Source organism: Edaphobacter sp. HDX4 (genome assembly GCF_036877565.1).
GTDB lineage: Bacteria > Acidobacteriota > Terriglobia > Terriglobales > Acidobacteriaceae > Edaphobacter.
This window is the reverse complement of the sequence record NZ_JAEDXW010000010.1, coordinates 121350-146643: the sequence shown is the minus strand read 5'-3', so window position 1 is coordinate 146643 and position 25294 is coordinate 121350. Positions and strand designations below refer to the sequence as shown.

Annotated in this window: 18 protein-coding genes; 10 read left to right on the top strand and 8 right to left on the bottom strand. The window is 59.3% G+C overall.

From position 1 onward, the window contains the following. Nucleotides 1-24: 24 nt before the first annotated feature. The gene (locus JAO29_RS11665; protein ID WP_334268396.1) at nt 25-1275 is read right to left on the bottom strand and encodes a glycoside hydrolase family 18 protein; all 1251 of its coding nucleotides are present in this window, start codon (nt 1273-1275) and stop codon (nt 25-27) included. 346 nt (nt 1276-1621) lie between these two features. Here JAO29_RS11665 and JAO29_RS11660 point away from each other — a divergent pair, with 346 nt between their 5' ends. Continuing rightward, nucleotides 1622-3226 (top strand): B12-binding domain-containing radical SAM protein, encoded by a 1605-nt coding sequence (locus JAO29_RS11660; protein ID WP_334268395.1) that lies wholly within the window; start codon nt 1622-1624, stop codon nt 3224-3226. A 313-nt stretch (nt 3227-3539) separates the two neighbouring features. Here the strand turns inward: JAO29_RS11660 and JAO29_RS11655 are convergent, their stop codons facing one another. Continuing rightward, complete coding sequence (locus JAO29_RS11655) at nt 3540-4718, bottom strand: hypothetical protein (RefSeq protein WP_334268394.1); 1179 nt, start codon at nt 4716-4718, stop codon at nt 3540-3542. 329 nt (nt 4719-5047) lie between these two features. Here JAO29_RS11655 and JAO29_RS11650 point away from each other — a divergent pair, with 329 nt between their 5' ends. Both JAO29_RS11650 and JAO29_RS11645 read left to right on the top strand, forming a co-directional pair. Further along, nucleotides 5048-6202, top strand: a complete 1155-nt coding sequence (locus JAO29_RS11650; RefSeq protein WP_334268393.1) for a c-type cytochrome — start codon at nt 5048-5050, stop codon at nt 6200-6202. Next, entirely contained in the window at nt 6199-7887 is a 1689-nt protein-coding gene (locus JAO29_RS11645) for a hypothetical protein (protein ID WP_334268392.1), read from the top strand. The genes JAO29_RS11650 and JAO29_RS11645 overlap by 4 nt, the downstream gene beginning before the upstream one ends. Nucleotides 7888-7949: 62 nt before the next feature. On the opposite strand, the gene JAO29_RS11640 is transcribed toward JAO29_RS11645, so the two are convergent. From JAO29_RS11640 to JAO29_RS11630, 3 genes are all read right to left on the bottom strand, one after another. Further along, nucleotides 7950-8987 (bottom strand): TIGR00730 family Rossman fold protein, encoded by a 1038-nt coding sequence (locus tag JAO29_RS11640; RefSeq protein ID WP_334268391.1) that lies wholly within the window; start codon nt 8985-8987, stop codon nt 7950-7952. A 29-nt stretch (nt 8988-9016) separates the two neighbouring features. Then, nucleotides 9017-9355 (bottom strand): hypothetical protein, encoded by a 339-nt coding sequence (locus tag JAO29_RS11635; RefSeq protein ID WP_334268390.1) that lies wholly within the window; start codon nt 9353-9355, stop codon nt 9017-9019. Nucleotides 9356-9508: 153 nt separating this feature from the next. Next, nucleotides 9509-10747 (bottom strand): TIGR03118 family protein, encoded by a 1239-nt coding sequence (locus JAO29_RS11630; protein ID WP_334268389.1) that lies wholly within the window; start codon nt 10745-10747, stop codon nt 9509-9511. Between the two features lie 206 nt (nt 10748-10953). Between JAO29_RS11630 and abc-f the strand changes: the two genes are divergently transcribed. Together abc-f and JAO29_RS11620 are read left to right on the top strand one after the other, a co-directional pair. Next, nucleotides 10954-12918, top strand: a complete 1965-nt coding sequence (gene abc-f, locus JAO29_RS11625) for a ribosomal protection-like ABC-F family protein (RefSeq protein WP_334268388.1) — start codon at nt 10954-10956, stop codon at nt 12916-12918. A gap of 232 nt (nt 12919-13150) precedes the next feature. Beyond that, nucleotides 13151-16408 (top strand): EAL domain-containing protein, encoded by a 3258-nt coding sequence (locus tag JAO29_RS11620; RefSeq protein WP_334268387.1) that lies wholly within the window; start codon nt 13151-13153, stop codon nt 16406-16408. Between the two features lie 81 nt (nt 16409-16489). On the opposite strand, the gene JAO29_RS11615 is transcribed toward JAO29_RS11620, so the two are convergent. Together JAO29_RS11615 and JAO29_RS11610 are read right to left on the bottom strand one after the other, a co-directional pair. Further along, on the bottom strand, nt 16490-17245 hold the full coding sequence (locus tag JAO29_RS11615) for a metallophosphoesterase family protein (protein ID WP_334268386.1): 756 nt from the start codon (nt 17243-17245) through the stop codon (nt 16490-16492). 52 nt (nt 17246-17297) lie between these two features. Further along, complete coding sequence (locus JAO29_RS11610) at nt 17298-18113, bottom strand: ABC transporter ATP-binding protein (RefSeq protein ID WP_334268385.1); 816 nt, start codon at nt 18111-18113, stop codon at nt 17298-17300. Nucleotides 18114-18341: 228 nt separating this feature from the next. Here JAO29_RS11610 and JAO29_RS11605 point away from each other — a divergent pair, with 228 nt between their 5' ends. Continuing rightward, a complete protein-coding gene (locus JAO29_RS11605) occupies nt 18342-19568 on the top strand; it encodes an ABC transporter permease (protein ID WP_334268384.1) in 1227 nt (408 codons plus the stop codon). Nucleotides 19569-19584: 16 nt separating this feature from the next. Then, a complete protein-coding gene (locus tag JAO29_RS11600) occupies nt 19585-20832 on the top strand; it encodes an ABC transporter permease (RefSeq protein ID WP_334268383.1) in 1248 nt (415 codons plus the stop codon). Between the two features lie 21 nt (nt 20833-20853). On the opposite strand, the gene JAO29_RS11595 is transcribed toward JAO29_RS11600, so the two are convergent. After that, nucleotides 20854-21321 (bottom strand): cupin domain-containing protein, encoded by a 468-nt coding sequence (locus JAO29_RS11595; RefSeq protein ID WP_334268382.1) that lies wholly within the window; start codon nt 21319-21321, stop codon nt 20854-20856. 113 nt (nt 21322-21434) lie between these two features. On the opposite strand from JAO29_RS11595, the gene hpnI reads away from it, so the two are divergent. The 3 genes from hpnI to JAO29_RS11580 all read left to right on the top strand — a co-directional run bounded on the left by hpnI (nt 21435) and on the right by JAO29_RS11580 (nt 25292). Beyond that, the gene (gene hpnI, locus JAO29_RS11590) at nt 21435-22625 is read left to right on the top strand and encodes a bacteriohopanetetrol glucosamine biosynthesis glycosyltransferase HpnI (protein ID WP_334268381.1); all 1191 of its coding nucleotides are present in this window, start codon (nt 21435-21437) and stop codon (nt 22623-22625) included. Nucleotides 22626-22755: 130 nt separating this feature from the next. Then, nucleotides 22756-23739, top strand: coding sequence for a tetratricopeptide repeat protein (locus tag JAO29_RS11585; protein WP_334268380.1), 984 nt, complete (start codon nt 22756-22758; stop codon nt 23737-23739). Nucleotides 23740-23822: 83 nt separating this feature from the next. Further along, nucleotides 23823-25292, top strand: coding sequence for a deoxyribodipyrimidine photo-lyase (locus tag JAO29_RS11580; protein ID WP_334268379.1), 1470 nt, complete (start codon nt 23823-23825; stop codon nt 25290-25292). Nucleotides 25293-25294: the final 2 nt, after the last annotated feature.

The following is a 25294-nucleotide window of genomic DNA, read 5'->3' as shown; positions in this document are numbered from 1 at the left end:
TTCAAGGGCTACGGGCGAAGGGATCTATTGGGGAACCGAGACGGTCTTGAGGGGAGAGGAGGAATTCTGCAGCGAGAGGCCGTTCAGGGCGCGATGAGCCGAGCGCAGCAGCGTGGCGGATCCGTCATCCTCACCAAGCTCCCAGATCATCAAGCCGCCGAGTCCCTGGTCCCGGGCGAAATCGGCTTTATAGGCGACCGAAACGGGATCCTCATAGGTCCAGAAGGTATCGCCGTCGAAGAGCCAAGGCGCCCTGGAAACCGGATCCCGATAGACGGTGGAGTGATCCAGGAGAGTCTGGATGTAGCGGTAGGGCCGGTCCCCATGAATGCCGGTTCCCTCCTGGAAGAGCCCATTCGCCTCTTCGGGGACCTGATGCCAGCCGTAGGCATAGAAGGGGACTCCCATCAACAGCTTGAGAGTGGGGATACCAGCAGCCTGCCAGGCAGCGATGGATCGCTCGACGGTTCCACCGCGAAACTCAGCAGAGGCGGAGAGCGGGGCGAGCAGGCCGGTGGTATCGCTCCAGGGGCCGATGAAGTCGTAGGTCATCACTCCAACCTGATCCACTAAAGAGGCGACGGCGGCCGCATCGGTGCCGGGATACATGTGGGGAGTATGGCCGACGGCAATGGTGAGCTTGAGACCGGGACGAACTGCGTCCATCTGCCGGCGAAACTCGCGCAGAAGGGCCTGGAAGTTGGCGGCGTCAGGTTCGTGGGGAAACTCCCAGTCAACGTCGATACCGTCGAAGAGACCCGGCGCGTCGATTCCCGGGGCGAGGTGGCCCTTCACGAAGATATCGACGCAGGACGCGACGAAGGCCTCGCGATTCTCCGGCTGGGCGTCGAAGGCGAAGTCCGAGCCGCGGCCTTCGAGCGAGATAAGGATGCGGATGTGCGGGAAGCGGCGCTTGAGAAGCTGAAGCTGGTGCAGGTGGCCGCGAAAGGGTTGCGAGGAAGAATCGGCAACTCCGTTGACGCTCTGCAGCGCGGTGAAGGCAAAGTTCAGATCGGCATTTGGATCGGCGACGGAACAGTGACCATTGGTGACGAAGCCCTGGGCGTAGTTGATCTGGTCCACCAGCGGAGCTTTGCCGCCGGGAGAGATGAGGTCTTTGACCACGTACGGCTGGTCGTCATAAAGCCCCCACTGAGGGAAGTAGCCCACGAGCGTGGGGCGAGCAACGGCCAGTGGTTTGGATTGCCCGAGCGCCAGCCCCACAGCACCAAGAGCCAGGTAGAGGGTGGGGATAAGCAAAAGAGCGCGCCGCATACCTTCAAGAGACGTATGGGAACGAGATTGGATGCTCGGTTTATCTGCCCAGGATCGAAATTTGCGGGTGCGTCACAAACTGTTACGAACTTCCGATCGGACGAACATCGTCGCTACAGTGACTTCGGAATGGGCGACAAGCCGCCAGAATGCAGATGTTCGATCGATTCGGCACGCATCTCCGCTCGCAAGGACTGGCGGCCTGTATGATTACGCGTGGTAGTTCGGCAGAAGATTCGTGATCGGAAAATCAGGCCCATGCACGTTCTGCCGATGATTCCCAATTGTGAAGTCGCTCACTGAATCCACCATTACTCGCACGAGGAAAGGTTGGCTTCAGTATTTAATGAGCGTTCATCTCGTAAATCCCAGCGACAATTCATTTGGCACGGCCGTCATCACTCCCAGGTGGCTGTTTGTTCTTGCAGCAGCGACACCTGCATCAGCGGGCGATCCGATTCTCGTGGATGAGTCACTGGAACAGATTGTTCCGGAAACCATTATGCCGGGAGATATTGTCGGCATCAGCGTGCATACAGGCAATGCCCTTCGTGGGTACAAGGTTGGCAGGATGGCCCGCGAGCGGGGAGCCTGGGTGATCTATGGTGGCATTCACGCTACGCTATTTCCCGAAGAGGCGCTCGAGCTCGGCAATGCCCATGCCGTGGTGAAAGGCGATGGCGATCTCGCATGGGCCAACGTCGTCTCCGACTGCCTTGCAGGTAGCCCAGGCAGGATCTACGAAGGCGGACGGATAGAAGGCAGCCAGTTCCTGGCCGCGCGATGGGACCTGATGCCGCGCGATAAATACATGTGGGCATCGGTGCAGACCATCCGAGGATGCCCCAAGCACTGCTCTTTTTGCAGCGTCTGGCGGACAGACGGACAGAAGCCCCGGCAGCGCCGGTTCCAGAGTGTGATTGACGAGATCGTGAACCTGCGGCGAATCGGTTTCCGGTTCATCGCCCTGGCTGATGACAACTTCTACCCGGTCACCCTGACCGATCTGAGGCTGGCGAAGGAGCAGAATAATCTCGCCAGACTTGAAGAGCTGATGGCGGTGCGCTCGGAGCGCTTCCAACTCATGGAAGAGCTCGCGAAACTGCCAAAAGACATGGTCTTCTTTACGCAGATCACGATGGAGGCAGGCGAAGACGGCGAGTACCTGGACGCCATGCGAAAAGCCAACATTAAGGGTGCCCTGGTGGGCGTCGAAGCCGTGACACCAGAAGGGCTCAAGGCGGTCTACAAGGACTTCAACTACTCGGGCGAGGCACTGGCAAAGCAGCTGCAGACATTCAAACAGCACGGTGTCCATGTACTGGGATCGTTTATCTTTGGACTTCCGACCGATAAACCTGCAACGTTTGACGCTACGGTAGAGATGGCGCTGAAGGCAGGCGTGACGTTCGCTCAGTTCGTCATGATGACACCGTTTCCCGGAACTGTGGACTTTGGACGATGGGAGAAGGAGCAGGCGAAATCTCCGAACTTGGTTGGCGATGTGCCGATCACCCGTTATTGGCTGATTCCGACCGAAGTTCGTCCGAAGATGTTTACACCCCATCCTTCGATGAGTTCGGATGAGATTCGAGAGCGGACGCAGAGGGTCTGGGACCGGTTCTACAACTGGAGCGCGATCTGGCAGAGGTCTGCCTGCACTCCAACGCTGCGGGCGCGGGTGGCGTTTATGTTCCTCTCCAAGCTGTACCGGCAGATGTATGCGGGAACTGGAATCTCCACCGATAGTGCGCGGCGCAAGAAGTCGAAGACCTGGGCGAGATGGACCGCCAGGCAGTGCCGGAAGCTCTTCCAGGCCAAGCCGATGCCACACCTGCAGTCTCCGGCATGGGAACTTGCATTTGCATCGCCTTCGGTACGTCGTCCCGCCTTCATGACGAACGAGCAACAATCTAAAAGAGGGCCGTTCGTCGTTCTTTCGGAGGACTGAGCTTGCAGGCGGTTGCTCGGGAGGCTCGGTTTTATCTGCCGGGATCGAAATTCCCAATTGTGAAGTCGCTCACGGAAGCCCCAATACCCGCACGAGGAATGATGAATTCATGATTCAATGAGCGTTCCTCTCGTAAATCCCAGCGCCAATTCATTCGGCACCGCGGTCATCACCCCCAGGTGGCCGCGTGTTCTTGCAGCGGCGACACCTGCATCAGTGGACGATGATTCTCGCTGATGACTCACTGGAACAGATTGTTCCCGAAATCTTCTCGTGAGAAGAATTCGGGGCGCAGGAGTCGGACAGCTTCCGTTTAAGCCTCCTGCTTGGATAGCGCGGCCCGCATCTTTGCAGAATCATCCCAGGCGAGGCGGAGAGTGCCAGAGAGTGGCGCTTGCCCCATCAGGCGGACAGTCGCAAGAATGGTGCGGATCCACAGAGGAGCGCGGTGCCTGTCGGAGGTCCAGAGCTCCGCGAGCGGCCTCATATCTCCCTTGCTGTTGGGGTGATACACCCGCTGATCCCAGCGTCGTGCACCTTCGGGAAAGTGTGGATAGTCCCGAATGGCATCGAGGGTGGACTGCAGGATGCGGTGCTTCCAGGGTTCGGCGTACTGCGGCATGTAAAGGATGTGGCTCTGGCGCTCGCGCCGAACCTCATGGACGAACTCGGTAAAGTTTGTGGCGCGGGTCAGGTTGATGTTGGCGTTGGGCTCCACTCCATGCCGGTCGCCGCCCGAGATGGTCAACTGGTTCCACTTACCCGCCAGCTGCGCTACCTCGCGATTTTCTTTCCAGTCGCGCAGGCCGTTCAGCTCGAGTGAATGGATGTACTGGCCATAGACTGCAAGAAATTCGTTGACCAGAACGTCATGCCGTTCTTTGCCAACACGATAGAGGTCCCAGATGGGATGGTTGAACACAATCAAGACTTGAGGAATCTCATCCAGTTCCGCCAGAATCTCGCGGAGTAGTGACGGATTGCGTCCTGCCACAGGCAAGGCGGTGAAGGCACGCATCCGGTTCATCCACTGCTGCCCGGTCGCCGATGGAAGGTTGTGGATCCCGATGTGGAAGGCACTCTCGTAGAACGGGACAGTCCATTCCACCGAGATGGGGATGTGACGCGCCGAAGGGACGGAACGAAGCAACAGTGGAGCCTGGATGTCGTCGTGATCTGTGAGCGATACCAGCGCCGGGAGCTGCAGCCGATTCTCAATCTGCGAGCTCTCCAGATCGAAGGCCAGTCGAGGCGTCAGCGGCGGAGTCCAGTAGCTGCGTGCGTAGTCCGGGCGGATACCGGAGTGCCGGTGACTGCGATCCTCGGCCCAGCGCATAACGGGCTGCAGAAAGCCCCAGTCGCGGGAAAGTTCCGCGATAAAGTCCAGGGTCTCCTGGGACTGGTTGGTGTGGCTGTGCAACGAAACTCCCATCGTGAAGCCACGCGCAGCTTGTGGTTCACGCCAGAGGTAGGAGATAGATGACTGGCTCATGGGGCCCTCCGAGCGTTCTGTCTCGCTCGGAGGCAGTATGGGGTCCCGATGTGAAAGAGCGATGACTGCACTGAGAACAGGGCTTCAATATTGACAAGCTACGTTTACTGAACTGGTTACAGGCACCCATACTTCGCCGCCAAGCGGGCAGCCTTACTGCCGCGGCACCACCATCCGGGGAAAGTTCTGATTGAGTGTTCAACTTGCGGGGGGATGTACAACCACCGCTCTCAGCGTCTTCAATACAAGTAGCCATGTAAGTGTAGGCTGTGACGAGTGCGAGAGGTGGGGTGCTCACACCGATCGGGCAAACCATGGAGACTTAATCGTTGACGAGGATTACCCGTAGTGGAATGTTCATGTTCTTTTTCTTCACCGCTGCGCTCATCGGATGGGCTTCTCATCCTCTGTTTGCGCAGCAGATGATCCATTACACCCGAAGACCCGATGCTGCGAACGGCAAGGTGGTCTACGATGGCGGATGCATCGCCTGCCATGGCGCCGATGGCCGTGGCGCACCCGAGGCCAGCACCAGATTCATTCGGCCCGACACCTGGCCCGACTTCACACGCTGCGATCAGACGACGCCGGAGCCCGATGTCGCCTACAAAGCCGTCATCCTTCATGGCGGTCACAGTCTAGGCTTCTCGCAGATCATGCCCGCATTCGGCGATCTCCTCAACGACGAGCAGATCAACGATGTCATCGCCTATCTCCGCAGCTTCTGCAGGAATGTCCATCACTATCCGGCAGGTGAGCTCAATATCCCCCGGGCTCTGGTTACCGAAAAAGCCTTCCCCGAAGATGAGCTTGTGCTCTCCGCCGCAGCCAATGCTACCGGCGCGCCAAGCTGGACCACGGATGTCATCAGTGAGCAGGCCTTCGCCGGCCGCAACGAGCTCGAGATCGACGTCCCCGTCAACTACGCCGTCCAGGACCATAAGGCAGCCAGCGGAGTAGGTGACATTACCGTTGGCTACAAGCGTGAGCTCTTCTCGAGCCTTCGCACCGGCTCCATCTTCAGCGTGCAAGGGGGCATCCTCCTGCCCACAGGCTCCAGCGACCACGGCTTCGGCGCCGGTACAACCACCTTCGAACCCTTCGCTGCCTACGACCAACTCATCCGCAATACGACGTTTCTTCAGTTTCAGGTCGGCGGCAATATCACCGTCGACAGCAGCAAATCTCCCCGTAGTCTCTACTTCCGATCCGCGATTGGCCACTCCATGGCGCCGGATCATGGGCTCGGCCGCCTCTTCTCTCCCATGGTCGAGATCCTCGGGAGCCACGACTACTCTCCCGGAGCCAGCACTGATATGGATGTCCTCCCCGAGATGCAGGTCACGGTGAATCGCCGACAACATATCCGCGCGAATATTGGTGTTCGGGAACCCTTCACCGACACGAGTGATCGTCATCCGCAGGTCGTCTTCTATGTCCTGTGGGACTGGGCAGAAGGTAAGTTTTGGAGAGGATGGAGATGAGATTCCTCCCCATCGTCGTTTTGTTCGCCGGGACCACACTGATCGGCGTTGCAGCCGCGCAGCGCGGAACTCCGCCGCCTCCGCCTCCGGCCCCGCGGCCACCTACCGCAGAAAAGCCTGTCATCGCCTACAAGAAACATGAGGCCACGGCGTTTCATACCTCTGACCGCTGCGTGGCCTGCCATAACGGCATGAAGACCCGCGAAGGCGAAGACATCTCCATTGGCTTCGACTGGGAGGCCAGCATCATGGCCAACTCGTCCCGCGATCCGTACTGGCAGGGCAGCATTCGACGCGAAACCATAGACCACCCCGAATCCAGCACCTTCATCCAGAATGACTGCTCTACCTGCCACATGCCCGCTGTTCGCCTGGCAGATCGCGATGCCGCTCGCGATACCCATGTCTTCGCGCGTTTCCCCTTCCAGAACCTGACGCGAAAGACCTCGCAACTGCAGCGCACGGCACAGGACGGCGTCACTTGCGCAGTCTGCCATCAGATCAAGAGCGACGGCCTGGGCACAGAGAAGACCTACAACGGCAATGTCGTTATCGGAAAGTCCGTTCACGAAGATCAGCGCCCCGAGTACGGCCCCTTCGACGTCGACCACGGCCATCAGACCATCATGCACTCCTCTACCGGCGGTTTTTTGCCTGAGGATGCCTCGCACATCCGCGACTCCGCGCTCTGTGGCTCCTGCCATACCCTCATCACTACGGCGCTCGGCCCGGGCGGGGTCAAACTAGGCAACTTCCCCGAGCAGGTCCCTTTTCAGGAGTGGCAACACAGCTCCTACAACGGCAAGAAGACCTGCCAGGAATGCCACATGCCCGTCGTGAATGAGCCTGTTCCCATTACCGCTCTCTATGGGCAACCACGTGAGGGAATGCACCGCCACGTCTTCGTCGGCGGCAACTTCGTCCTGCTTGGCTTCCTCAAAGATCACCACGACGATCTCGCCGCCGGCGCCTCTCCACAAAACCTCGAGACCGCTATCAGGCGAACTACCGATTTCCTCCAGACGCAATCCGCGAAGGTCACCATCCAGCACCTCGACCTCAACGCCGGCAAGCTCTCGATGACCGTACTCACCCAGAACCTCACCGGCCATAAGCTTCCCACTGCCTATCCCTCGCGCCGCGCGTGGCTGCACGTCGTCGTGCGCGACGCCCAGGGACACACCGTCTTCGAGTCCGGCGCACTTCGGCCCGATGGCTCTATCGTCGGCAACGCAAACGACGACAACCCGCAACTCTACGAGCCACACTATCGCGAGATCACCCGCCCCGATCAGGTCGAGATCTACGAACCTATCCTCGGCGACGTGCACGGCAACGTCACGACAGGGCTGCTCAACACCGTGCGCTACCTCAAGGACAATCGACTACTGCCCAGCGGCTTCGATAAACAAACCGCCAGCAAAGAGATCGCCGTAGTTGGCGACGCCGCGAGCGACCCCAGCTTCGGCGGCGGTGGCAGTGAGCTACGCTATGTTGTTCCTACGCTCAACGCCAGCGGGCCATTCCACGTCGAGGTCGAGCTCTGGTACCAGCCCATCGGATTCCGCTGGGCACACAATCTCGCACCCTACAAGGCAGCTGAACCTCAACGAGTCGTGGGCTATTACGAGAGCGCATCGCGATCAAGCGCAGTGGTTCTAGCGAAGACCGAAGCCACGCAGTAACTCGTCCAAGGCCAATTGCAAATTGCTCTACTCTGATCAAGCTACCCGGCAAACTCGCTTCGCTATCGTGTCGAAGCGATATCCGGCCCCATGATCTCCTGTGTGGTCGGCATAGGATCGTGGGGAACATCGGGCGCCCCGGCGGCTCGGCGGGCTCGCTCCTGAAGACCGCGCTCGTAATCTGATTCGAGATGATTCTTTGTCAACTCATCCTTCAGAATCTCGAACGCCTCCTCCGGCGTATCCGCAAAGCGGAACAGGCGCAGGTCCGAATGCGCGATCGCTCCCTTTTCGGCAAGTACATCGAGATTCATCACGCTCTTCCAGTACGCCGTACCGTAGATGACTACGCTGATCTTCTTGGCCAGTTTTTCCGTCTGCGCCAGCGTAAGGATCTCGAACATCTCATCCAGGGTGCCGAAACCTCCGGGGAAGATGACCAGCGCCTTCGCCAGGTATACCAGCCAATACTTGCGCATGAAGAAGTAGTGGAAGTCGAAGTTGAGCGACGGAGTGATGTACGGATTCGGCTGCTGCTCAAACGGAAGCTTGATATTGAGTCCAATAGACTTCGCGCCCGCCTCGTAGGCTCCGCGGTTCGCTGCCTCCATAATGCCGGGGCCGCCCCCTGTCGTGACAACGAATCGATGGCGCGGTCCGGGCAAAGACTTCGCCCACGACGCCAGCATTCCAGCCAGGGCGCGGGCGTCCTCGTAGTACGCCGCCATCTCGATAGCCGCTCCTGCCAAGCGTAACCGGGCCCCGGTGGCCCTGCCGTGTTCAACCTCTTCGAGCGGCGCCGGCTGCTCCCGCGCGGGCTCCCGCGATCCGGTGTTTGCCAGCAGCTCAAAATTTGCAGCGGCCACATCGAGGGCGCGGAAGCGCGCTGAACCGAAGAAGACGATGGTGTCCTGAATTCGCTCGCGACGGAACCGGCTCAGCGGCTCCTGGTACTCCGCCATGATGCGAACAATACGGGCATCGGGCGAGTTGAGAAAGTCCGGATTCTCATAGGCCAGCGGTGCAATTTCCAATGGTTCCGGTGATTCAGGCTCGATCGCACTGTCACCCTGCTGCAGATCCTTTTCTTCGGTCGCCATCTTCTTCTCGCTCCTTGGCCCTCAGCGATTCAACCCCGGTAGTCGCGGTAGTGGACGGCCTCTGAAATGCCAATCCAGATGTCCAGCAACCCGAGGCCGGAGATAATTCCACGTACGGCTCCGTTATGAACAATCGCCGCAAGTGTAGGATGCGATTCGATAAACAGGTTGTGGTCCCACACCCTCGTCCACCACGGAATCAGCATCACCAGGACGCCAAGATAGACGCAGAACAGCACCAGCACGAACAAAGACAGGCGCTGCAGCCATACAGGCGCTGCGGCGCGTCTCGTCTCACCGGACTCGGCGGGAGGAGGGGGCAACACGGTGGGTTCGTGATCCGGAAATAGCTGCGGCTGACTCGGCATCAAGCTCTCATCATTGAGTGTATCGGAGCCGCTTTCCCGTTGTCTCTCCGTGAGGTCCCTCCGCTCGAGCCTGGGCTCGAAAGAGATGCAATCCAGCCATAAAAAGAGGAGCCGTGAACCTGGGACGTCACGGCTCCTGCCTGCGGAAGCGGTTTACTGATCGTTACCCTGAATCTGCTCGGATGGGACCGGAGTGATATACCCGAAGAGGCCAGCGGTACCCTGGTTGGGACCGGCAGCAAAGTACATCTCCGCCGCCGGCGCTTCGTCCGGATCGTAGCTCGCGGAGACGGGGTTGGTGCCATTCGGCCCGGCAGCATTGGCAAAGCTGATACCCCAGACACCCTGGATCGTCAGCGGGGCACCGGCTGCATCCTGCAGCACGCCCTCGAACTTGCCCGTCGCAAGGTCGTAGGCTGAGATGAAACCTGCCGACTGCGTCGTCCCTCCCGCTGCGAAGTTCGCTATCAGAAGGCGATGGCTGAACTTGCCGAAATCAAGCGGGGCCAGGGCGATTCCCCACGGCGCGTTGAGCCAGTCACCATGCTCCAGCCGCCGCAGCAGCTTTCCATCCGAGGAATAGATATCCACATATCCCAGCCCCGGACCGGGAGTCTCAAATGGATTACCCGCGAAGTGCAGCGCATACGTCACGACGATGTCGTTGCCGATCGTCAGCACATTGAAGGGAACGTAGTTCCGTGGAAGCCGCTCATCGGTGAAAGGCTTGTTGTTGTCGAAGATACCTTCATCGTCGAAGTAGCGGTCATGATGACCCTGTCCCCTGTTCTGCAGCGGGACAGGGTTGAAGCTGCTGTCGAAGACGTCGATGCGGCCCTTCAGAAAGTTGGCAGCGTAGAGATAGCGCTGGCCATCGATGGTGGCAGCGGTCAGCCCTGTATATCCCGATCCGGCCGTACCGCGAGCCACAGTGACCGCATTGGTCGAGGGCGGATTCGCTCCCTGTGCGACTCCAACGGTTGGATTCCATGCCGCGATACTGCCGTCGAGCGTAGCAAACAGAAAGACCGCCTGTTTCTGCGGCGCGATCAGGAAGTCCGTGGTGCTCCCGTTGAAGATCGTTCCCGTGGGCGTGCCATGGGGAAACGTCTGATCGCTCGGATTCGATTTCGGAATCGTAACGACGAGAGCCTGCTTGGTCCCGGGACCGTTATAAAGCGTGGAGACTCCGGTGCCCTCATCGGAGACCCACCATACGCTTCCAGGGCCTCGGGAGATGCCCCACCCATTAATCAGCTGAGCATCCACGGCTTCAGCGGCTCCTGAGGTATTGGCGTCGAGGTTGGTCTGCGTGTAGTGCTGTGCAAAGACAGGGGATAACACAGACAGTGAGAGTGTTATTCCTGCTGTCAGACTCGGAATGAATTTCATGATGACGTGCTCCTTCTAACGAATTGCCCCGCAGGGCCCGAGAAGCATGCTCCGTTTCCGGCAACAGAGCGGAGGCAACCCCAGGCGGGGAGCGACTGGGATTGATCTTTCGTCAGCCTATGTGCAGGCACCCCGCAGGGTGTCATGGGCTTGTCATCGCTTCGTCAAAAACGGAACTCCCTGCAGGATGCGAAAATAGAAGGTGCATGCTCCAACTGATCCAGGCCGGCAAACGCTTCGGCCAAAAACTCCTTTTTGAAGACGTGAACTGGCTGATTACCCCAAACGAGCGCACCGGCCTCGTCGGCGGCAACGGCACCGGCAAGTCGACGCTGTTGAAGGTCATTGGCGGCATCGAGTCGCTCGACTACGGCCAGATCACCCGGGTCAAAGGCACAACCATCGGTTATCTCCCGCAGGATGGGCTGGCGATGCGCGGCAAGACTGTCTTTGAGGAGTGCCTCTCCGTCTTCGAACATCTGCACGCTCTTGAAGCCGAATCCATCGAGCTGATGACAACGATGTCAGAGAAGGACCCCAAATCAAAGGAGTACGCCGCCGCTGCCGATCGCTACTCCGAGATCGCCGATCAGCTTCACGTCCACGACATCTATACCCTCGATTCCCAGGTAGGCGCCGTTCTGGGCGGTCTCGGCTTCAGCAAGGAAGACTGGGAGCGCAAGACCGAGGAGTTCTCCGGCGGCTGGCAGATGCGCATCGCACTCGCAAAGCTTCTGCTCCAGAGACCCTCGCTGCTGCTACTGGACGAGCCAACCAATCATCTCGATCTTGAGAGCCGCAACTGGCTTGAGAACTACCTGCACGACTACCCCAACGCCTTCATCCTCATCTCGCACGATCGCTACTTCCTCGACGTAACCGTCGGCAAGATCGTCGAAGTCTGGAACAAGCGGATGCAGGTCTATCACGGCAACTACGAGAAGTACGTGACCCAGAAGGAAGACCGTCGCACCACGCTGATGGCGGCATATAAGAACCAGCGCGACCGAATCGAGGCTCTTGAGGCCTTCATCAACCGGTTCCGCTACCAGGCCACCAAGGCCAAGCAGGTGCAGTCGCGCATTAAGGAGCTTGAGAAGATCGAGCGCATCGAGGTCCCGGAAGAAGAAGCGACCATCCACTTCACCATTCCACAGCCTCCTGCATCGGGTCGCACCGTGATTGAGGTCGAGAACCTCACCAAGGTCTATCCCACTCCCGACGGAGGCCAGAAGACCATCCTCGAGAATCTGAACTTCACCATCGAGCGCGGCGACCGCATTGCTCTCGTAGGAGCCAATGGTGCAGGCAAATCGACGCTCATCCGCCTGCTCAGCGAGCAGGAAGCCCCCACCTCGGGAACTGTGCGTTACGGCCATAACGCTCTGGTCGATTTCTTCGCGCAGGACCAGTACAAGGTGCTCGACCCCAACGCCGAGATGCTCGACGACATCGCCGGTTCATCCCCCAAAGTTCCCGTCGTTGAGCTGCGTTCGCTGCTCGGCTGCTTCATGTTCTCGGGCGATGACGTCTTCAAGAAGCTGGGCGTACTCTCCGGTGGAGAGCGCAACCGCTACGCCATGGCCAAGATGCTGGTCTCGCCGTCCAACATGCTGCTCTTGGATGAGCCCACCAACCATCTCGACCTGCGTGCCAAGGACGTCCTTCTAGATGCTATCCGCAACTTCACCGGCACCGTGCTCTTTGTCTCGCACGATCGCTACTTCATCGACGGTCTGGCCACACGTGTCTTCGAGGTCGAAGATCGCCGCGTCCACATCTACCCCGGCAACTATGAGGACTATCTCTGGCGCAAGCAGGGCGGTCCGGAACAGGTGAAGGCCTCGCTCGCGGCTGACCTGAAGCCTTCGAAGCCAGAGCCAGTCGTCGAAATCGCCTCCGTGCCCACTCCCGCGGCTGCCGCGGATCCGGTCAAGCGCCTCAATCCCATCAAGCTGAAGCAGATGGAAGACCGGCTCAAATTCGCCGAGGACCGCATCCCTCAGCTCGAAAGCGAAATAGAAGCCGCTGAGGCGCAGTTAGGCAATTTCGTCTCCGCTGAGCAGTCACAAAAGGACGCCGCAGACCTCGACCGTCTCCGCGACGAACGGGCAGCTCTATTGGAAGAATGGGAGCAACTCGCGATGGCCCTCGAAGAACAGCGCGCATAAAATCGCTGCTTTCCCGCTAACGGATCGTCTCGACCAACCGCATCTTGAGTCATCAGGCCGACAGAGGCACACAGGCGCATCTGCCATACCTGTTGCAACTTACGGGGGATTACAGGCACAGCTTCGATCTTCTAGAACGATAGAGTACCCGGAATCGAGATGGGTATCGTGAATGCCTTTCAGCAGTCGGCCGCATGGCGGACAGATGCTGTCAGCATTCTTAGAGGCTGTCGTGAGAGTCGAGTTGTGCGCAACCCAAGGGATCTTCCTGTCCGAGGCGTGGAAGGGCATCGAAGCAGTTTTAGATGCGATGCCAGTCCCCATCTGCCTCTTGCAAGCCGGTTCCGTCTCGTATGTGAATCTTGCTCTCGTGCGGCTGCTCGGCATCGAGAGAGGCCTGATCGTAGGCCAGCCCTTCTCTGCCCTCTCTTCGTCCGGCTTCGCAGATAAACTTTCCTCTGGCATCTCGGCCGGAGGGGTAGGTTCGCTTCTCTTGAAGGGGGCCAACGGCGATCTCATTGGTGTAGGAGCCACTGCCCACCTCATCGAAATCGAATCCATCCAGCTGCTGCAGGTCAGCTTTACTGTCTCCGACGACCAGTTCCCTACAGACGTTCGCAAGCAACTGTTGCACGAGATGATGGGCAGCACACGGGACTGTCTCAAAATCCTGGAGCTTGATGGAACCATTCGATGGATGAATTCGCACAGTCAGCAGCGCCTGGGCTTTCAGACTGTCCAGGAGCTGTTGGGCGCAACCTGGATCGACTTCTGGAATGGGGAGAGTCGGCTTGCAGCGAAAGAGGCTCTCGAAGTCGCTCGCGCCGGGGGGCACGGCCGATTTGAAGGGAATCTTCATCCGACAGGTGGAGAAAACACGTGGTGGGACGTCTCGGTAAGCCCTATCAAATCGAACTCCGGGGAACCGGAAGCGCTGCTCGTGGTCTCCCGCAACATCACAGATCGCAAGCTGGCAGAGGCCGAGGTCATGCAGAAGTCCCGTCATCTGCAGATAATCGTCAACCTCGTTCCCGCACTCATCGCCTACGTGGATGCCAACGGCCACTATCAATGGATCAATCACGGCTATCAGACGTGGTACGGACTGTCGGCTGCAGACATGGTCGGCCATCACTGGTATGGTGTTCTCGCTGAGCGCGTAGGGAGAGAGTACGCAGAACAGTTGCGGCCCCGGGTGGAAGCGGCATTGACCGGCGTTCCGCAGACATTTGAAGCAACCCATCAGTTTGGCGGGCAGACGCACGGCCTGATACTCTCCTACGCTCCGGACCTGGACGAAGAAGGACGCATGCGCGGCTTCGTAGTTCTGGCTACCGACATGACCGAACAGCGCCGCGCCCGTGAGGAGCTGTTTACCAGCCAGGAGCGGTTTCGCACGCTGGCAGAGACACTCCCCTCTATCGTCTGGACAGCGAGCCCAGAGGGAGAGGTGGAGTACCTGAGCGATCGCTTTCGTGAGATAACAGGGCTGACCATCGAAGATGGCCAAGGATCAAACTGGACGCGGGTCATTCACCCTGACGATCTGCCCGACACGATCGGGCAGTGGCGGCAGGCGCTCAGCGTCGGAATCTCGTTCGACGAGAAGTACCGCATTCGCCAGAGAGACGGCAGCTACCGCTGGTATCTCGCGCGAGCCCTGCCCCAGCGCAATGAAGCCGGCGAGATCCTGAGGTGGGTGGGAGTAACAGCCGATGTCCACCAGCAGACCCTCGCCGAAGAGGCAATCCGGCAGAGCGAACGCCGCTATCGGCTCCTCTTCGAAGATAATCCGCTGCCAATGTGGACCTATGATTGCGAGACGTTACGATTCCTCTCTGTGAACGACAAGGCTGTACGTTCCTACGGGTATTCCCGGGAAGAATTCCTCTCGATGCGCGTCTCCGACATACGGCCTCAGGAAGATCTGCCGCAGGTCCTCACGCTGCTCCACGACCCGAAGTCCGGCGAGATCGTAGGTCCCTTCCGGCATCTCAGAAAAGACGGAAGCATCTTCTGGGCAGAGGTGACCGGTCACGATATCAGTCACGAAGGCGATAACGTTCGCCTGGTGGTTGCGCAGGATGTTACAGAACGCGTCCGCCTCAACGAAGAGCTTTTGCACAGAGTGGATCATGACCCGCTCACCGGCCTGCCCAATCGCAGACTTCTCGCAGACCGGTTCGAACAGGCACGCAGGCGCGCCGATCGTAGTCGTCACAAGGCCGTGCTTCTGATCATCGACTTCGACCACTTCAAGCAGGTAAACGACACCTTCGGGCACCAGATCGGCGACGAGTTTCTCAAAGCTGCAACCCAGCGAATTCGCGCCCGACTCCGCAGCACCGACACGCTCGCGCGGCTGGGAGGAGACGAGTTCATCGCGATTGCCGATGAAGTAACTTCTTTGGAATCCTGTGCCACGATAGCCCAGAACCTCATGGAGGCGCTTCAGGATCCGTTCACGATCATGGATGTTCAGCTCCAGCACACGATCTCGCTTGGACTCGCCATCTATCCCGATGACGGCAGCAATCTTGACGATCTGCTGCGCCTTGCCGACTACGGCCTCTATGAAGCCAAGCGGGCGGGACGCAACTGCTGCAAACGCTACCACCGTTCCGAGGGTTACGACATCGAGGAAGCGCGACAGATAGAGCGATCCCTTCGCAGTGCAGTTAAAGAAGATCGCCTGGTCCTCCACTATCAGCCCATGTTCTCGCCGACCGGGGAGATCAAGGGGCTTGAGGCACTCATCCGTCTCGTGGACTCCCATCACGGACTACTCTCGCCCAACCGCTTCATCTCCATCGCCGAAGAGAGCGGGCTCATCCACTCCATCGGACTGTGGGCTCTGCGAGAGGCCTGCCGGCAGAGTCGTCAATGGCGCGATCAAGGGTTCGATCCTCTCCCGGTCGCGGTGAATGTCTCTGCCAGCCAGTTCCTGCGCGGCAATCTCGCAACTGACGTCAGCCAGACTCTCAACGATTTCAGTATCGAACCGGAGATGCTCGAACTTGAGCTGACGGAATCCCTGCTGATGGAGAACACCGAAGAGGCTCGCCAGCAGCTCAGGACTCTCAAGCAGATCGGCGTTCGCATCTCCATGGACGACTTTGGGACCGGCTACAGCTCGCTGAGTTACCTGCACACCCTTCCGATCGATATCCTGAAGATCGATCGCTCTTTCGTTCAGAAGATTCGCGGCACAAAATCGGATCCGATCGTGACTGCAATCGTCGAGCTTGGCAAGCATCTCGGCCTGACCGTGGTTGCTGAGGGCGTTGAAACCAACGAGCAACATCAGGAGCTTGTGCACTTAGGATGTGACCTTTTTCAGGGGTTTCTGCTGTCATCGCCCCGGCCCGCCAACGAGATCGAGCACCTCATGCAGAGAACCTCGCCCGAGGTTAGCCGGCACTATCCACCGACCATCAGCGGCACTCCGGCAGGTCCGCACGCTCGTTCCCTGCGAATACCCTCCGCCTGATTCTGATCGCATTGTCTGGCAGGCATGTCGCGGTTGAATAACCCGCTGGGAGACCCCATCCCAACTTGAGATCCGGCTTCGCTAACGCCCCTCGCGCAGCCGTAGAGCAAGCTTCTCCGGGAGTTCCGCCATCAGGATGCGTCCCTGCGCGGCGGTGAGATCGTAGGGCACGCGATGGAACGTGATGCTTTCAGCCTCGCTGTCATAGATGGCGAATGCTGCCCGCCAGTCATGGTCGCGCGGCTGGCCGACCGATCCGGGATTGATCAGATAGCGGGTTCCCTGTGTGAGGTCGAGTACCCAGCTCTCCACCTCGTTCGGCGTTTCGTACCGGGGATGCAGTTCGTGCCACTCTTCGCTGTGCTGGCAAAAGCCGCCTTGCAGATGGGTATGGCCGATAAAGGTGATCAGGGTTCCGCTCTGCTGTAGAGGGCCCCAGGCATCGCGCATTGTCAGGATGTACTGGTCTTCGTTCAGAGGAGATCCGTGCGCGAGCACGATTCCAGGGAATCCCTCAGGATGAAGTGGCCCTTGCGGAACGGCAGCCAGCCAGGCACGGTTGACTTCACTCATCTCCTTCTGGGTCCACATAGCCGCAGCGCGAGCCACGGGATTGAACCCAACCGCAGAGGCTAATCCACAGCAGACGCGATCATGATTACCGCGTACATTCATCTGGGCTAGCGAACGGATCCGTTCCACGGTCTCGTTGGGACTGGCTCCATACCCCACCACATCTCCCAGATTCCAAAGCACATCGTAAGAGCCCGCGGCTTCAAGGACAGCGTTGAGAGCTTCGAGATTGCCGTGGATGTCCGAGAGTATCAGGGCGCGCATGGGTCCGAGGTGGCCCCACGGGCCTTGGAGTAGTGTAACCGCCGCGCCGATTTCAGGCGAGGGTGGCCAGTGGCCTACTGCGGTCAGTCCGCATCGTCGGCGCAGAGGCAAGCAGCCGCTGCGTATAGGCGTGCTGTGGCGAGCGGAAGAGCTGCGCCATCGGTGCCTGCTCCACAATATGACCGCGTTGCATTACCGCAACTCGATCAGAGACCTGGCTGACCACAGCAAGATCGTGCGAGATAAACAACATGGAGAGGTTGTGCATCCTGCGCAGACGGTTCAGCAGGCCGAGGATCTGGGACTGAACCGTGACATCCAGCGCGGTGGTCGGCTCATCGGCAATCAGCAGCCGAGGCCGGTTCACCAATGCCATCGCAATCAGGATGCGCTGCCGTTGCCCACCGGAGAACTGATGCGGGTAATCTCGCAACCTGCGCTCCGGCTCCGGTAGCGCAACCTCGTGCATCGACTCCAGAACCCGGTCCCGCACCTGCGTCCGGGAAAGCTCAGGATGGTGTGCCCGGACCGCCTCGGCAATCTGCGCCCCGACGGCCATCACGGGATTGAGAGCCGTCATGGGCTCCTGGAAGATCATGGCGATCTCGCGGCCGCGGCGGCGCCTCATCTCCGGCTCGGAGAGCGCCAGCAGGTCATAACCACCAAAAGCGATCTTACCGGTTACGGCCGTCGAAGGCGGAAGCAGGCGCAAAATGGCGAGGGACGTAGCCGATTTGCCCGAGCCCGACTCTCCAACCAGTCCCAAAGTCTCACCCTGGCCCAGTTCGAACGAGATCCCGTCCACGGCCGGACGGCTGCCGAAGGCGATCGTCAGATTAGAGACTTGCAGAAGGGCGTCAGAAGCCATGTCTTGAATGTAGCCCATGGCACCGCGTGAGACGGCTGAAAGCTGCAGAGCCCTGCCTATCCGCCGTTTATCTCTCGGGCACCCTTTTGAGGCCCAGTGCATGGAGATCCTTGTCACTTGCTCTCACGGACGGTTCCGAGCTCCCGGCAGTTCTCAGGAACGTTCGTCACACTTCGTGCGTAGATGCTTGAAGAGCGGGGTAGACTGGTACCTTCCGGATCCCGGGTTATGGAATTCAAAGAAGCCGTCAAGATTGCCCTGCAGTCTCTCTGGGCGAACAAGTTGCGATCCATTCTTACGCTGCTCGGCGTCGTCATCGGCGTAGCCAGCGTGATTGCAGTGGTGACGCTCGTGAACGGTGCGAATGTATATGTCGCCAGCAAGGTGAACCGTTATGGCGCTGACACCTTCACGATTAGCAAGCAGCCGCAGATCATTACAAGTTACGAGCAGTATCGGCAGTTCCAGAAACGCAAAAATATCCTCCTGGAGGACTACCAGTACCTCGCCGAAAACTGCAGCCATTGCGAACAGATTGGAGCCCAACAGACCGCGACCGGAAAGATCGTCTTCGGTACCGAGTCATCCACCGATACGATCATTCGCGGACAGACCTACGCGATGCCGGAGATGCAGAATATGAACATCGTCCAGGGGCGCGGATTTACTCCTACCGACGATGAACATGCTTCGCACGTCGCGCTTGTCGGGTCAGACATCCAGGAGAACCTGCTGAAGGGTGACGATCCAATTGGCAAGGAGATTCGTGTGGACGGGGTTCCGTATACGGTCATCGGATTGGGAGAGAAGCAGGGGAAGACGCTCGGTCAGAGCCAGGACAACTGGGTCGCCGTTCCGCTCTCGAGCTTCCAGAAGACCTACGGGACGGCAAAGACGCTGACCATCTACGCGAAGGCCGGCGGAGGCGAGCAGGCGCTTGAGTCGGCTACCGATCAGGCTCGCCAGCTGATGCGATCCGACCGGCACGACAGGCCCGGGGTAGAAGATAGCTTCACGCTTGAGACGAGCGATACGTTTGTCGGTCTGTGGAAGAGCATCAGCCAGAGCTTCGAGGCCGTCGCTGTCGCCATTGCGGGGATCTCCCTTGTCGTAGGCGGAATCGTCATCATGAACATCATGCTGGTCTCGGTAACAGAGCGGACTCGTGAGATCGGGGTACGCAAGGCCCTGGGGGCAAAGCGCGCTGATATCCTCACCCAGTTTCTGATTGAGTCAGCAACGATGGCGCTGGCGGGGGGCGCAATCGGTGTGATCGGTGGAATGGGAGTGGCCCAGATCGTCACTGTCCTGCTCGGGTTCCCCTCGAGCATAGCCATCTGGAGTGTCTTCGCCGGCCTGATCGTGGCGGCCAGCGTCGGCATCTTCTTCGGTGTCTACCCTGCACGTAAAGCAGCCGATCTGGACCCGATTGTGGCGCTGCGATCCGAGATGTAAGAGCCAGGAGCGAACGATGAATGTTGGGGATCAGAAAGAAGCGGTCAAAATGGCGTTCGATCAACTGCGCGCCAACAAGATGCGCTCTTCGCTGACCATTCTGGGGATCGTGATCGGTGTCGTCACTGTCATTGCAATCTCTTCCGTCATCAACGGGCTTAACTCGAGCGTCTCGAGCATGGTGGAGGCGATGGGAACGAACGTGATCTGGGTATTTCGTTTCCCCGTGATTGGGGTCCGTCCAACCACCGAGATGCTGACCCGCAAGCAGCTCACGATGGAGGATGCCGAGGCCATGGCGCAGCTTCCGCACGTGGTGGCGGTCTCGCCCTCGCTCCGCTATCAGAACTTTCAGTTCAATGCCGGTTCGGTAACGGCGAAGTATGGCACTCACAAGGTCGAAAGCGTCTCTCTTGAGGGGGACACCACATCCTCGAAGGATGTCTACGACTGGGATGTGCACGAGGGACGGTACTTCAACGAAGGAGATCAGGAACGTGCGGCAAACGTCGTCGTGCTGGGATACGACACCGCAGAAGATCTCTTCGCAATGGAGAGCCCGATCGGCAAGGAGGTCCAGATCGAAGGGCAGACCTTCACCGTGGTGGGCACTCTGGAGAAGCAGAAGGCGGCGTTCGGGGGCGGGAAAAATCCCCAGGACAACTTTGCCTACTTCCCCATCACTACCTTCCATAAGCTTCATCCAGAGGTGCTGGACTACTGGATCAGCGTGAAGTTTGACGACCAGAAGAACAAGCCCGCTGTCATCGACTCCATCACCGATATGCTGCGCCGCCGCCGAAAGGTGCGCAACGAGGCCGATGACAACTTCGCTATCTTTGGTTCTGACTCTATTACCCGACTGTGGACGCAGATTACCGGCTCGCTCTTTCTGCTGATGTTCGGCCTTTCGGCCGTGGGCCTGATGGTAGGTGGAGTCGGGGTGATGAACATTATGCTGGTCTCCGTTACCGAACGAACCCGCGAGATCGGGGTGAGGAAGGCGATCGGAGCGACGAAGAAGATCATTCTCACCCAGTTCACGCTCGAAGCGGTTACGCTTTGTGCCCTCGGAGGAGTTATCGGGATTCTTCTGGGAAGTGCTCTTGCGATCGGACTGAGCTACATTCTCTCTTCGTCCGTGTCACTGCTCTGGGTCGCCGCCGCGTTCCTCTGTTCCTGCGCGATCGGACTAATCTTTGGAATCTATCCTGCATGGAAGGCTGCCAATCTCAATCCCATCGACGCTCTCCGCTACGAGTAAGTTGTTTAGCCAAAAGCTACGCTAGACCCACTCGGGCCGGTCGACGATGTCTATATGGTCGAGATTGACGACGACCTCCTCCACACCACTGCGAACAAGCACGCAATGCAGCTCTTCCGTCGATGAGGCGTTGAGCTCCTGATGCGGAACATAAGGCGGCACGAGGAGAAAGTCTCCCTCTACTGCCCGGGTGATCCATTGCAGGCGATCGCCCCAGCGCATCAGGGCCTCGCCGCGAACGATGTAGATGATGCTCTCGAGCGCTCCGTGATGATGCGGCCCGGTCGAAGCTCCCGGTTCAATCCGATTAGTCCCAGCCCAGAGATGGCTCGACCCGGTGCGGGAGCCGCTGATGGCCACCTCGCGATTCATCCCGAGTGTCTCCGGGGTGTCGCCACTCTTCTCGCCTGCACGAACGACGCGGATACCGTCGTGACGCCAATCCGTCGCACCCGCTGCCGCATCTCTCTTTAGGGCGGTGGTCTCCATGCTGCCTGCTCCCTTGCCGTTTGCGTGGTTTTCAAGGATAGCAGGACGAAGATCGCCCCTGACATTCGACTCCCGTTGATTTACCGGGCCAGTCGACCCGTTAGACTAAAGGCATGCTGGCCAACTGCATCGAGGGCCTTACTGCACTGCTGGCTTTGGCCGGGATCGTCTACATGGCGCTCGTGTTGTGGAGTGCCCGTGACTTCTATCTGGCCTGCCGCAGGCGGAGCAGCGCCAGAGGGTTTACCCCGGATGTTTCGATACTGAAGCCGGTCAAGGGGATCGACCAGAGGATGTACGCCGGGTTCGTCAGTCACTGCCGGCTGCAGTACGGCGGCAGGTTCGAGATCCTCTTTGGCGTGTCGAGCCTGGATGATCCGGCAGTCGCAGAGATTGACCGCCTGAAGGCCGAGTTCTCCGCGATCGACATCCGCCTGATCGAGTGCACGCGGCGGCTGGGGACCAGCGGCAAGGTCAGCAACCTGGTCCAGATGCTGGAGGAGGCGCGCTATGACCATGTTGTCATCAATGACAGCGACATCCTCGTCTCTCCTCAGTACCTCACTCACATCATGGGATGCTTTGACGATGTAGCGCCTTCCGGAAGCAGGGTGGGACTGGTAACAGCGCCGTATGTCGGACATACGCCGGCACGCGGGGCGAATCTATGGTCAAGGCTGGAAGCTCTGGGCATCTCGACCGATTTCTTCCCCGGCGTCCTCACCGCACGAAAGCTGGAGGGCGGAATACGCTTCGGTCTGGGGTCGACGCTTGCCACGACGAAGACGGCGCTGGCTCAGGCGGGCGGCCTTGAATCGCTGGTGGAGTACCTGGCCGATGACTACGAGATGGGTGTGCGGATCGCCAAGGCAGGATATCGGGTTGAACTCTCCGACGAGGTCGTAGAGACCTCAGTCCCCGCCTACAGCTTCCGGGGATTTGCCGATCACCAGCTTCGCTGGGCACGCTCCACCCGCGACTCGCGCAAGCTGGGCTATGTTGGACTGGGCATCACCTTCTGTCTGCCATGGGCGGTATTTGCCTGCGTCGCCAGCGGCTTTGCGTTGTGGAGCTTTACGCTGCTGAGCCTTGCTCTTTTGGCGCGGGTCGCGGTCGCGTTATCCGTTGGCGTAGGAATCCTTCGGGATGGCCAGGTGCTGCGCGACCTTTGGCTGCTGCCGGTGCGCGATCTCTTCGCTTTCGGCTTCTGGATCTGGAGCTTCGCCGGAGACACGGTCGTCTGGCGGGGTGAAGAGTTCCATCTCCACGACGGCCGCCTCAGCCGGGTGAATGATGGCGGCTAAGTCATCTATCTGGGAACGTTTACTTCATCTCCCGCGTGTTCAAGCCGTTGCTCGTCACAAAACGCGAACTTCCCTGCACCCGGGTCGTAGAACACCATAGTCATTCCTCCGTTGCTTGACGAGGTGATCCATGGTGTACTCCAGCGATCTACGCCTTTTCGGACGGAAACAGGCCCGGGCCGCGGCATCGTTTCTTGCCCTCACAATCTCTCTCCTGTCTGTTCCCTTCGCACACTCCTACGAGACGCTGCAACCGGCGGTTGCGGCAGCGCGAATCGAACGCGATCGTCACATGATCGACCAGGCACAGCAGCAGCATCTTACAAACGCACAGATCGGGCGCCTTTGGGCCGAGATTGCCTCCGATCAGCAGGACCTGGGCCAGTTCGGCAAGGCCCAGGAAGCTTATAACCACGCCCTGCGGCGGTTCGAACCGGAGCCATCGCTGCAGGCCGACTACGCAGTGACGCTCAACAACCTGGGTACGCTCTACGCGATGACGCAGCGTTTTGAGGATTCGCTGAACTGCCGAAGACGGGCTCTCAGCATCTTGCAGAAGGCCGGGAGTCCCCTTCTTCTTGCTCGCGGCGAAGCTCACCTTGCCGATGCCTATCTCGTTCTTGGCAGGAACAAGGAGGCAAGACAGCATTCGCAGATTGCGATCCGTGCTCTGGAGAAGATCCCGGAGGCGAGCCCGGGAGATAAAGCCTCCGCGCTGGTGGGATACAGCTTCGCGAGCTGCCTGACAGGGCATTGCGCGGCAGGCCTGGATGCGGCGCGGCAGGCCATGACGCAGGCGCGAGAGATGTACGCCGCCGACTCGTTCGCCCTGGGGCAGATCCGCGTCGCGCTTGGGTATGCCGAGTGGCAGACGGGGAATCGCGATGCCGCGGAGGGCGATCTGGACGAGGCAGTGCGTGTCCTCCGGCTCACCCTTCCCGCAGGGCATCCGCTTCTGCTGCAGGCGCTGGAGATCTATCGCACGTATTTATCCGAGACAAATCAGCGGGAACAGATGCGAAGGATTGCCGAGGAAGAGATAAAAAGCATGCAGCACCCTCGCGACGCATGTGCGGCCTGTTCTGTAAGCATCTATGGATTACATAGCCAGTAGGATTACCAGCCCTCGGGCGACGCGCCGCAGGGCTGGATCTCGGTCACGCCCGTTCTGGTAATTCTGGCGGAGGGGACGTTTGGATGAGGTCGGTTAAAAAGGGAGCCCATGAGGGCCAAGGAGCGAAAGACAGCTCCTCGGAGTTGCAGGAGCTTACCGAAGATGCACGCGTCACCGTCCGCCGATCCGGCGACCCCGACCCGGAAGGCAGATGTGTCGTCTACTGGATGCAACGCGCTCAGCGCGGCAAAGACAACCATGCCATCGACCTTGCGGTAAAAGTGGCGAATGCCCTTGGCCTGCCTGTGGTGGTTTACTTCGCAGCGATCTCCGACTTCCCGCATGCCAACCTGCGCCACTACGTATTTCTGCAGCAGGGCCTCAAAGATATCGAGGAGGACCTGGCATCGCGCGGCATCGCCTTCCTTATGCGGCGCGCTCCCCATGAGTCGCACGAGCGGCTGTTCACCGATGTCGGAGCAGCGATTGTCATCGGCGATGAGAATCCGATGCGCGAACCAGAGCGGTGGCGGCAAGACCTCGCATCACGGTTGAAGATACCTTTCTGGACTGTGGATACCGACGTCGTCGTTCCCTCCAGGCTGATTGGGAAGGCACAGTACGGCGCCTATACCATTCGACCGCGACTCTATCGTCTGCTGCCCGACTATATGCAGAGCTATGAGAATCTGACGGCCGACCACGAATGGAAGCGGCCAAAGGGATTCCATAGCGACTCTCTGGAAGAGGACATCACAAAGTGCTGGAAGAATCTCGACCGCAGCGTGGCTCCGGTGGAGGCATGGACCGGAGGAGCGCACGCCGCGAACAAACGGCTGCGGCACTTTATCGACTCCATCCTGCCGGAGTATGAGACATCCCGGAACCGGCCGGAGATGGATGGAAGCTCCGGCCTCTCTCCGTATCTGCACTTTGGGCATATAGGGCCGCTGACAATCGCGCTTGCGATAGAAGCCGCAGTCAAACAGGAGCCGAAGCTCCGTTCAGCCCGAGATGCCTTCTTCAACGAGCTGATCGTGTGGCGGGAGCTCGCAATCAACTTCGTCCACTACACCGCGAACTACGATTCGCACGAGTGCGCCGAGCCCTGGGCCAGCAAGACGATTGCCGAGCATGCCCGCGATGAGCGCGAGTTCCTTTATAAGCTCGAGGAACTCGAAGGCGCACAGACACACGATCCTCTCTGGAACGCCGCCCAGCAGCAGATGGTGCATCACGGCTGGATGCACAATGTCATGCGAATGTATTGGGCGAAGAAGATCCTGGAATGGACCCCCGACGTAGCGACGGCCGCCAAATACGCTATACACCTCAATGACAAGTACTTCCTGGACGGACGCGACCCCAACGGCTACGCCGGTGTGGCCTGGGCGATCGTTGGCAAGTTTGACCGGGCCTGGAACGAGCGGGCGATCTTCGGCAAAATTCGCTACATGTCAGGGGCGTCCACAGGGCGTAAGTTCAATTCGAAGCTCTATATCCAGCAGATGAAGGAGCTGTCTTCCAAGGAGAGCCTGCGCTCTCCGGGCTGATA

Coding starts and splice junctions, on each gene's coding strand:
- JAO29_RS11665 (WP_334268396.1), bottom strand. CDS start 1,275: ATGCGGCGCGCTCTTTTGCTTATCCCCACCCTCTACCTGGCTCTTGGT.
- JAO29_RS11660 (WP_334268395.1), top strand. CDS start 1,622: ATGAGCGTTCATCTCGTAAATCCCAGCGACAATTCATTTGGCACGGCC.
- JAO29_RS11655 (WP_334268394.1), bottom strand. CDS start 4,718: ATGAGCCAGTCATCTATCTCCTACCTCTGGCGTGAACCACAAGCTGCG.
- JAO29_RS11645 (WP_334268392.1), top strand. CDS start 6,199: ATGAGATTCCTCCCCATCGTCGTTTTGTTCGCCGGGACCACACTGATC.
- JAO29_RS11640 (WP_334268391.1), bottom strand. CDS start 8,987: ATGGCGACCGAAGAAAAGGATCTGCAGCAGGGTGACAGTGCGATCGAG.
- JAO29_RS11635 (WP_334268390.1), bottom strand. CDS start 9,355: ATGCCGAGTCAGCCGCAGCTATTTCCGGATCACGAACCCACCGTGTTG.
- JAO29_RS11630 (WP_334268389.1), bottom strand. CDS start 10,747: ATGAAATTCATTCCGAGTCTGACAGCAGGAATAACACTCTCACTGTCT.
- abc-f (WP_334268388.1), top strand. CDS start 10,954: ATGCTCCAACTGATCCAGGCCGGCAAACGCTTCGGCCAAAAACTCCTT.
- JAO29_RS11615 (WP_334268386.1), bottom strand. CDS start 17,245: ATGCGCGCCCTGATACTCTCGGACATCCACGGCAATCTCGAAGCTCTC.
- JAO29_RS11610 (WP_334268385.1), bottom strand. CDS start 18,113: ATGGCTTCTGACGCCCTTCTGCAAGTCTCTAATCTGACGATCGCCTTC.
- JAO29_RS11605 (WP_334268384.1), top strand. CDS start 18,342: ATGGAATTCAAAGAAGCCGTCAAGATTGCCCTGCAGTCTCTCTGGGCG.
- JAO29_RS11600 (WP_334268383.1), top strand. CDS start 19,585: ATGAATGTTGGGGATCAGAAAGAAGCGGTCAAAATGGCGTTCGATCAA.
- JAO29_RS11595 (WP_334268382.1), bottom strand. CDS start 21,321: ATGGAGACCACCGCCCTAAAGAGAGATGCGGCAGCGGGTGCGACGGAT.
- hpnI (WP_334268381.1), top strand. CDS start 21,435: ATGCTGGCCAACTGCATCGAGGGCCTTACTGCACTGCTGGCTTTGGCC.
- JAO29_RS11585 (WP_334268380.1), top strand. CDS start 22,756: ATGGTGTACTCCAGCGATCTACGCCTTTTCGGACGGAAACAGGCCCGG.
- JAO29_RS11580 (WP_334268379.1), top strand. CDS start 23,823: ATGAGGTCGGTTAAAAAGGGAGCCCATGAGGGCCAAGGAGCGAAAGAC.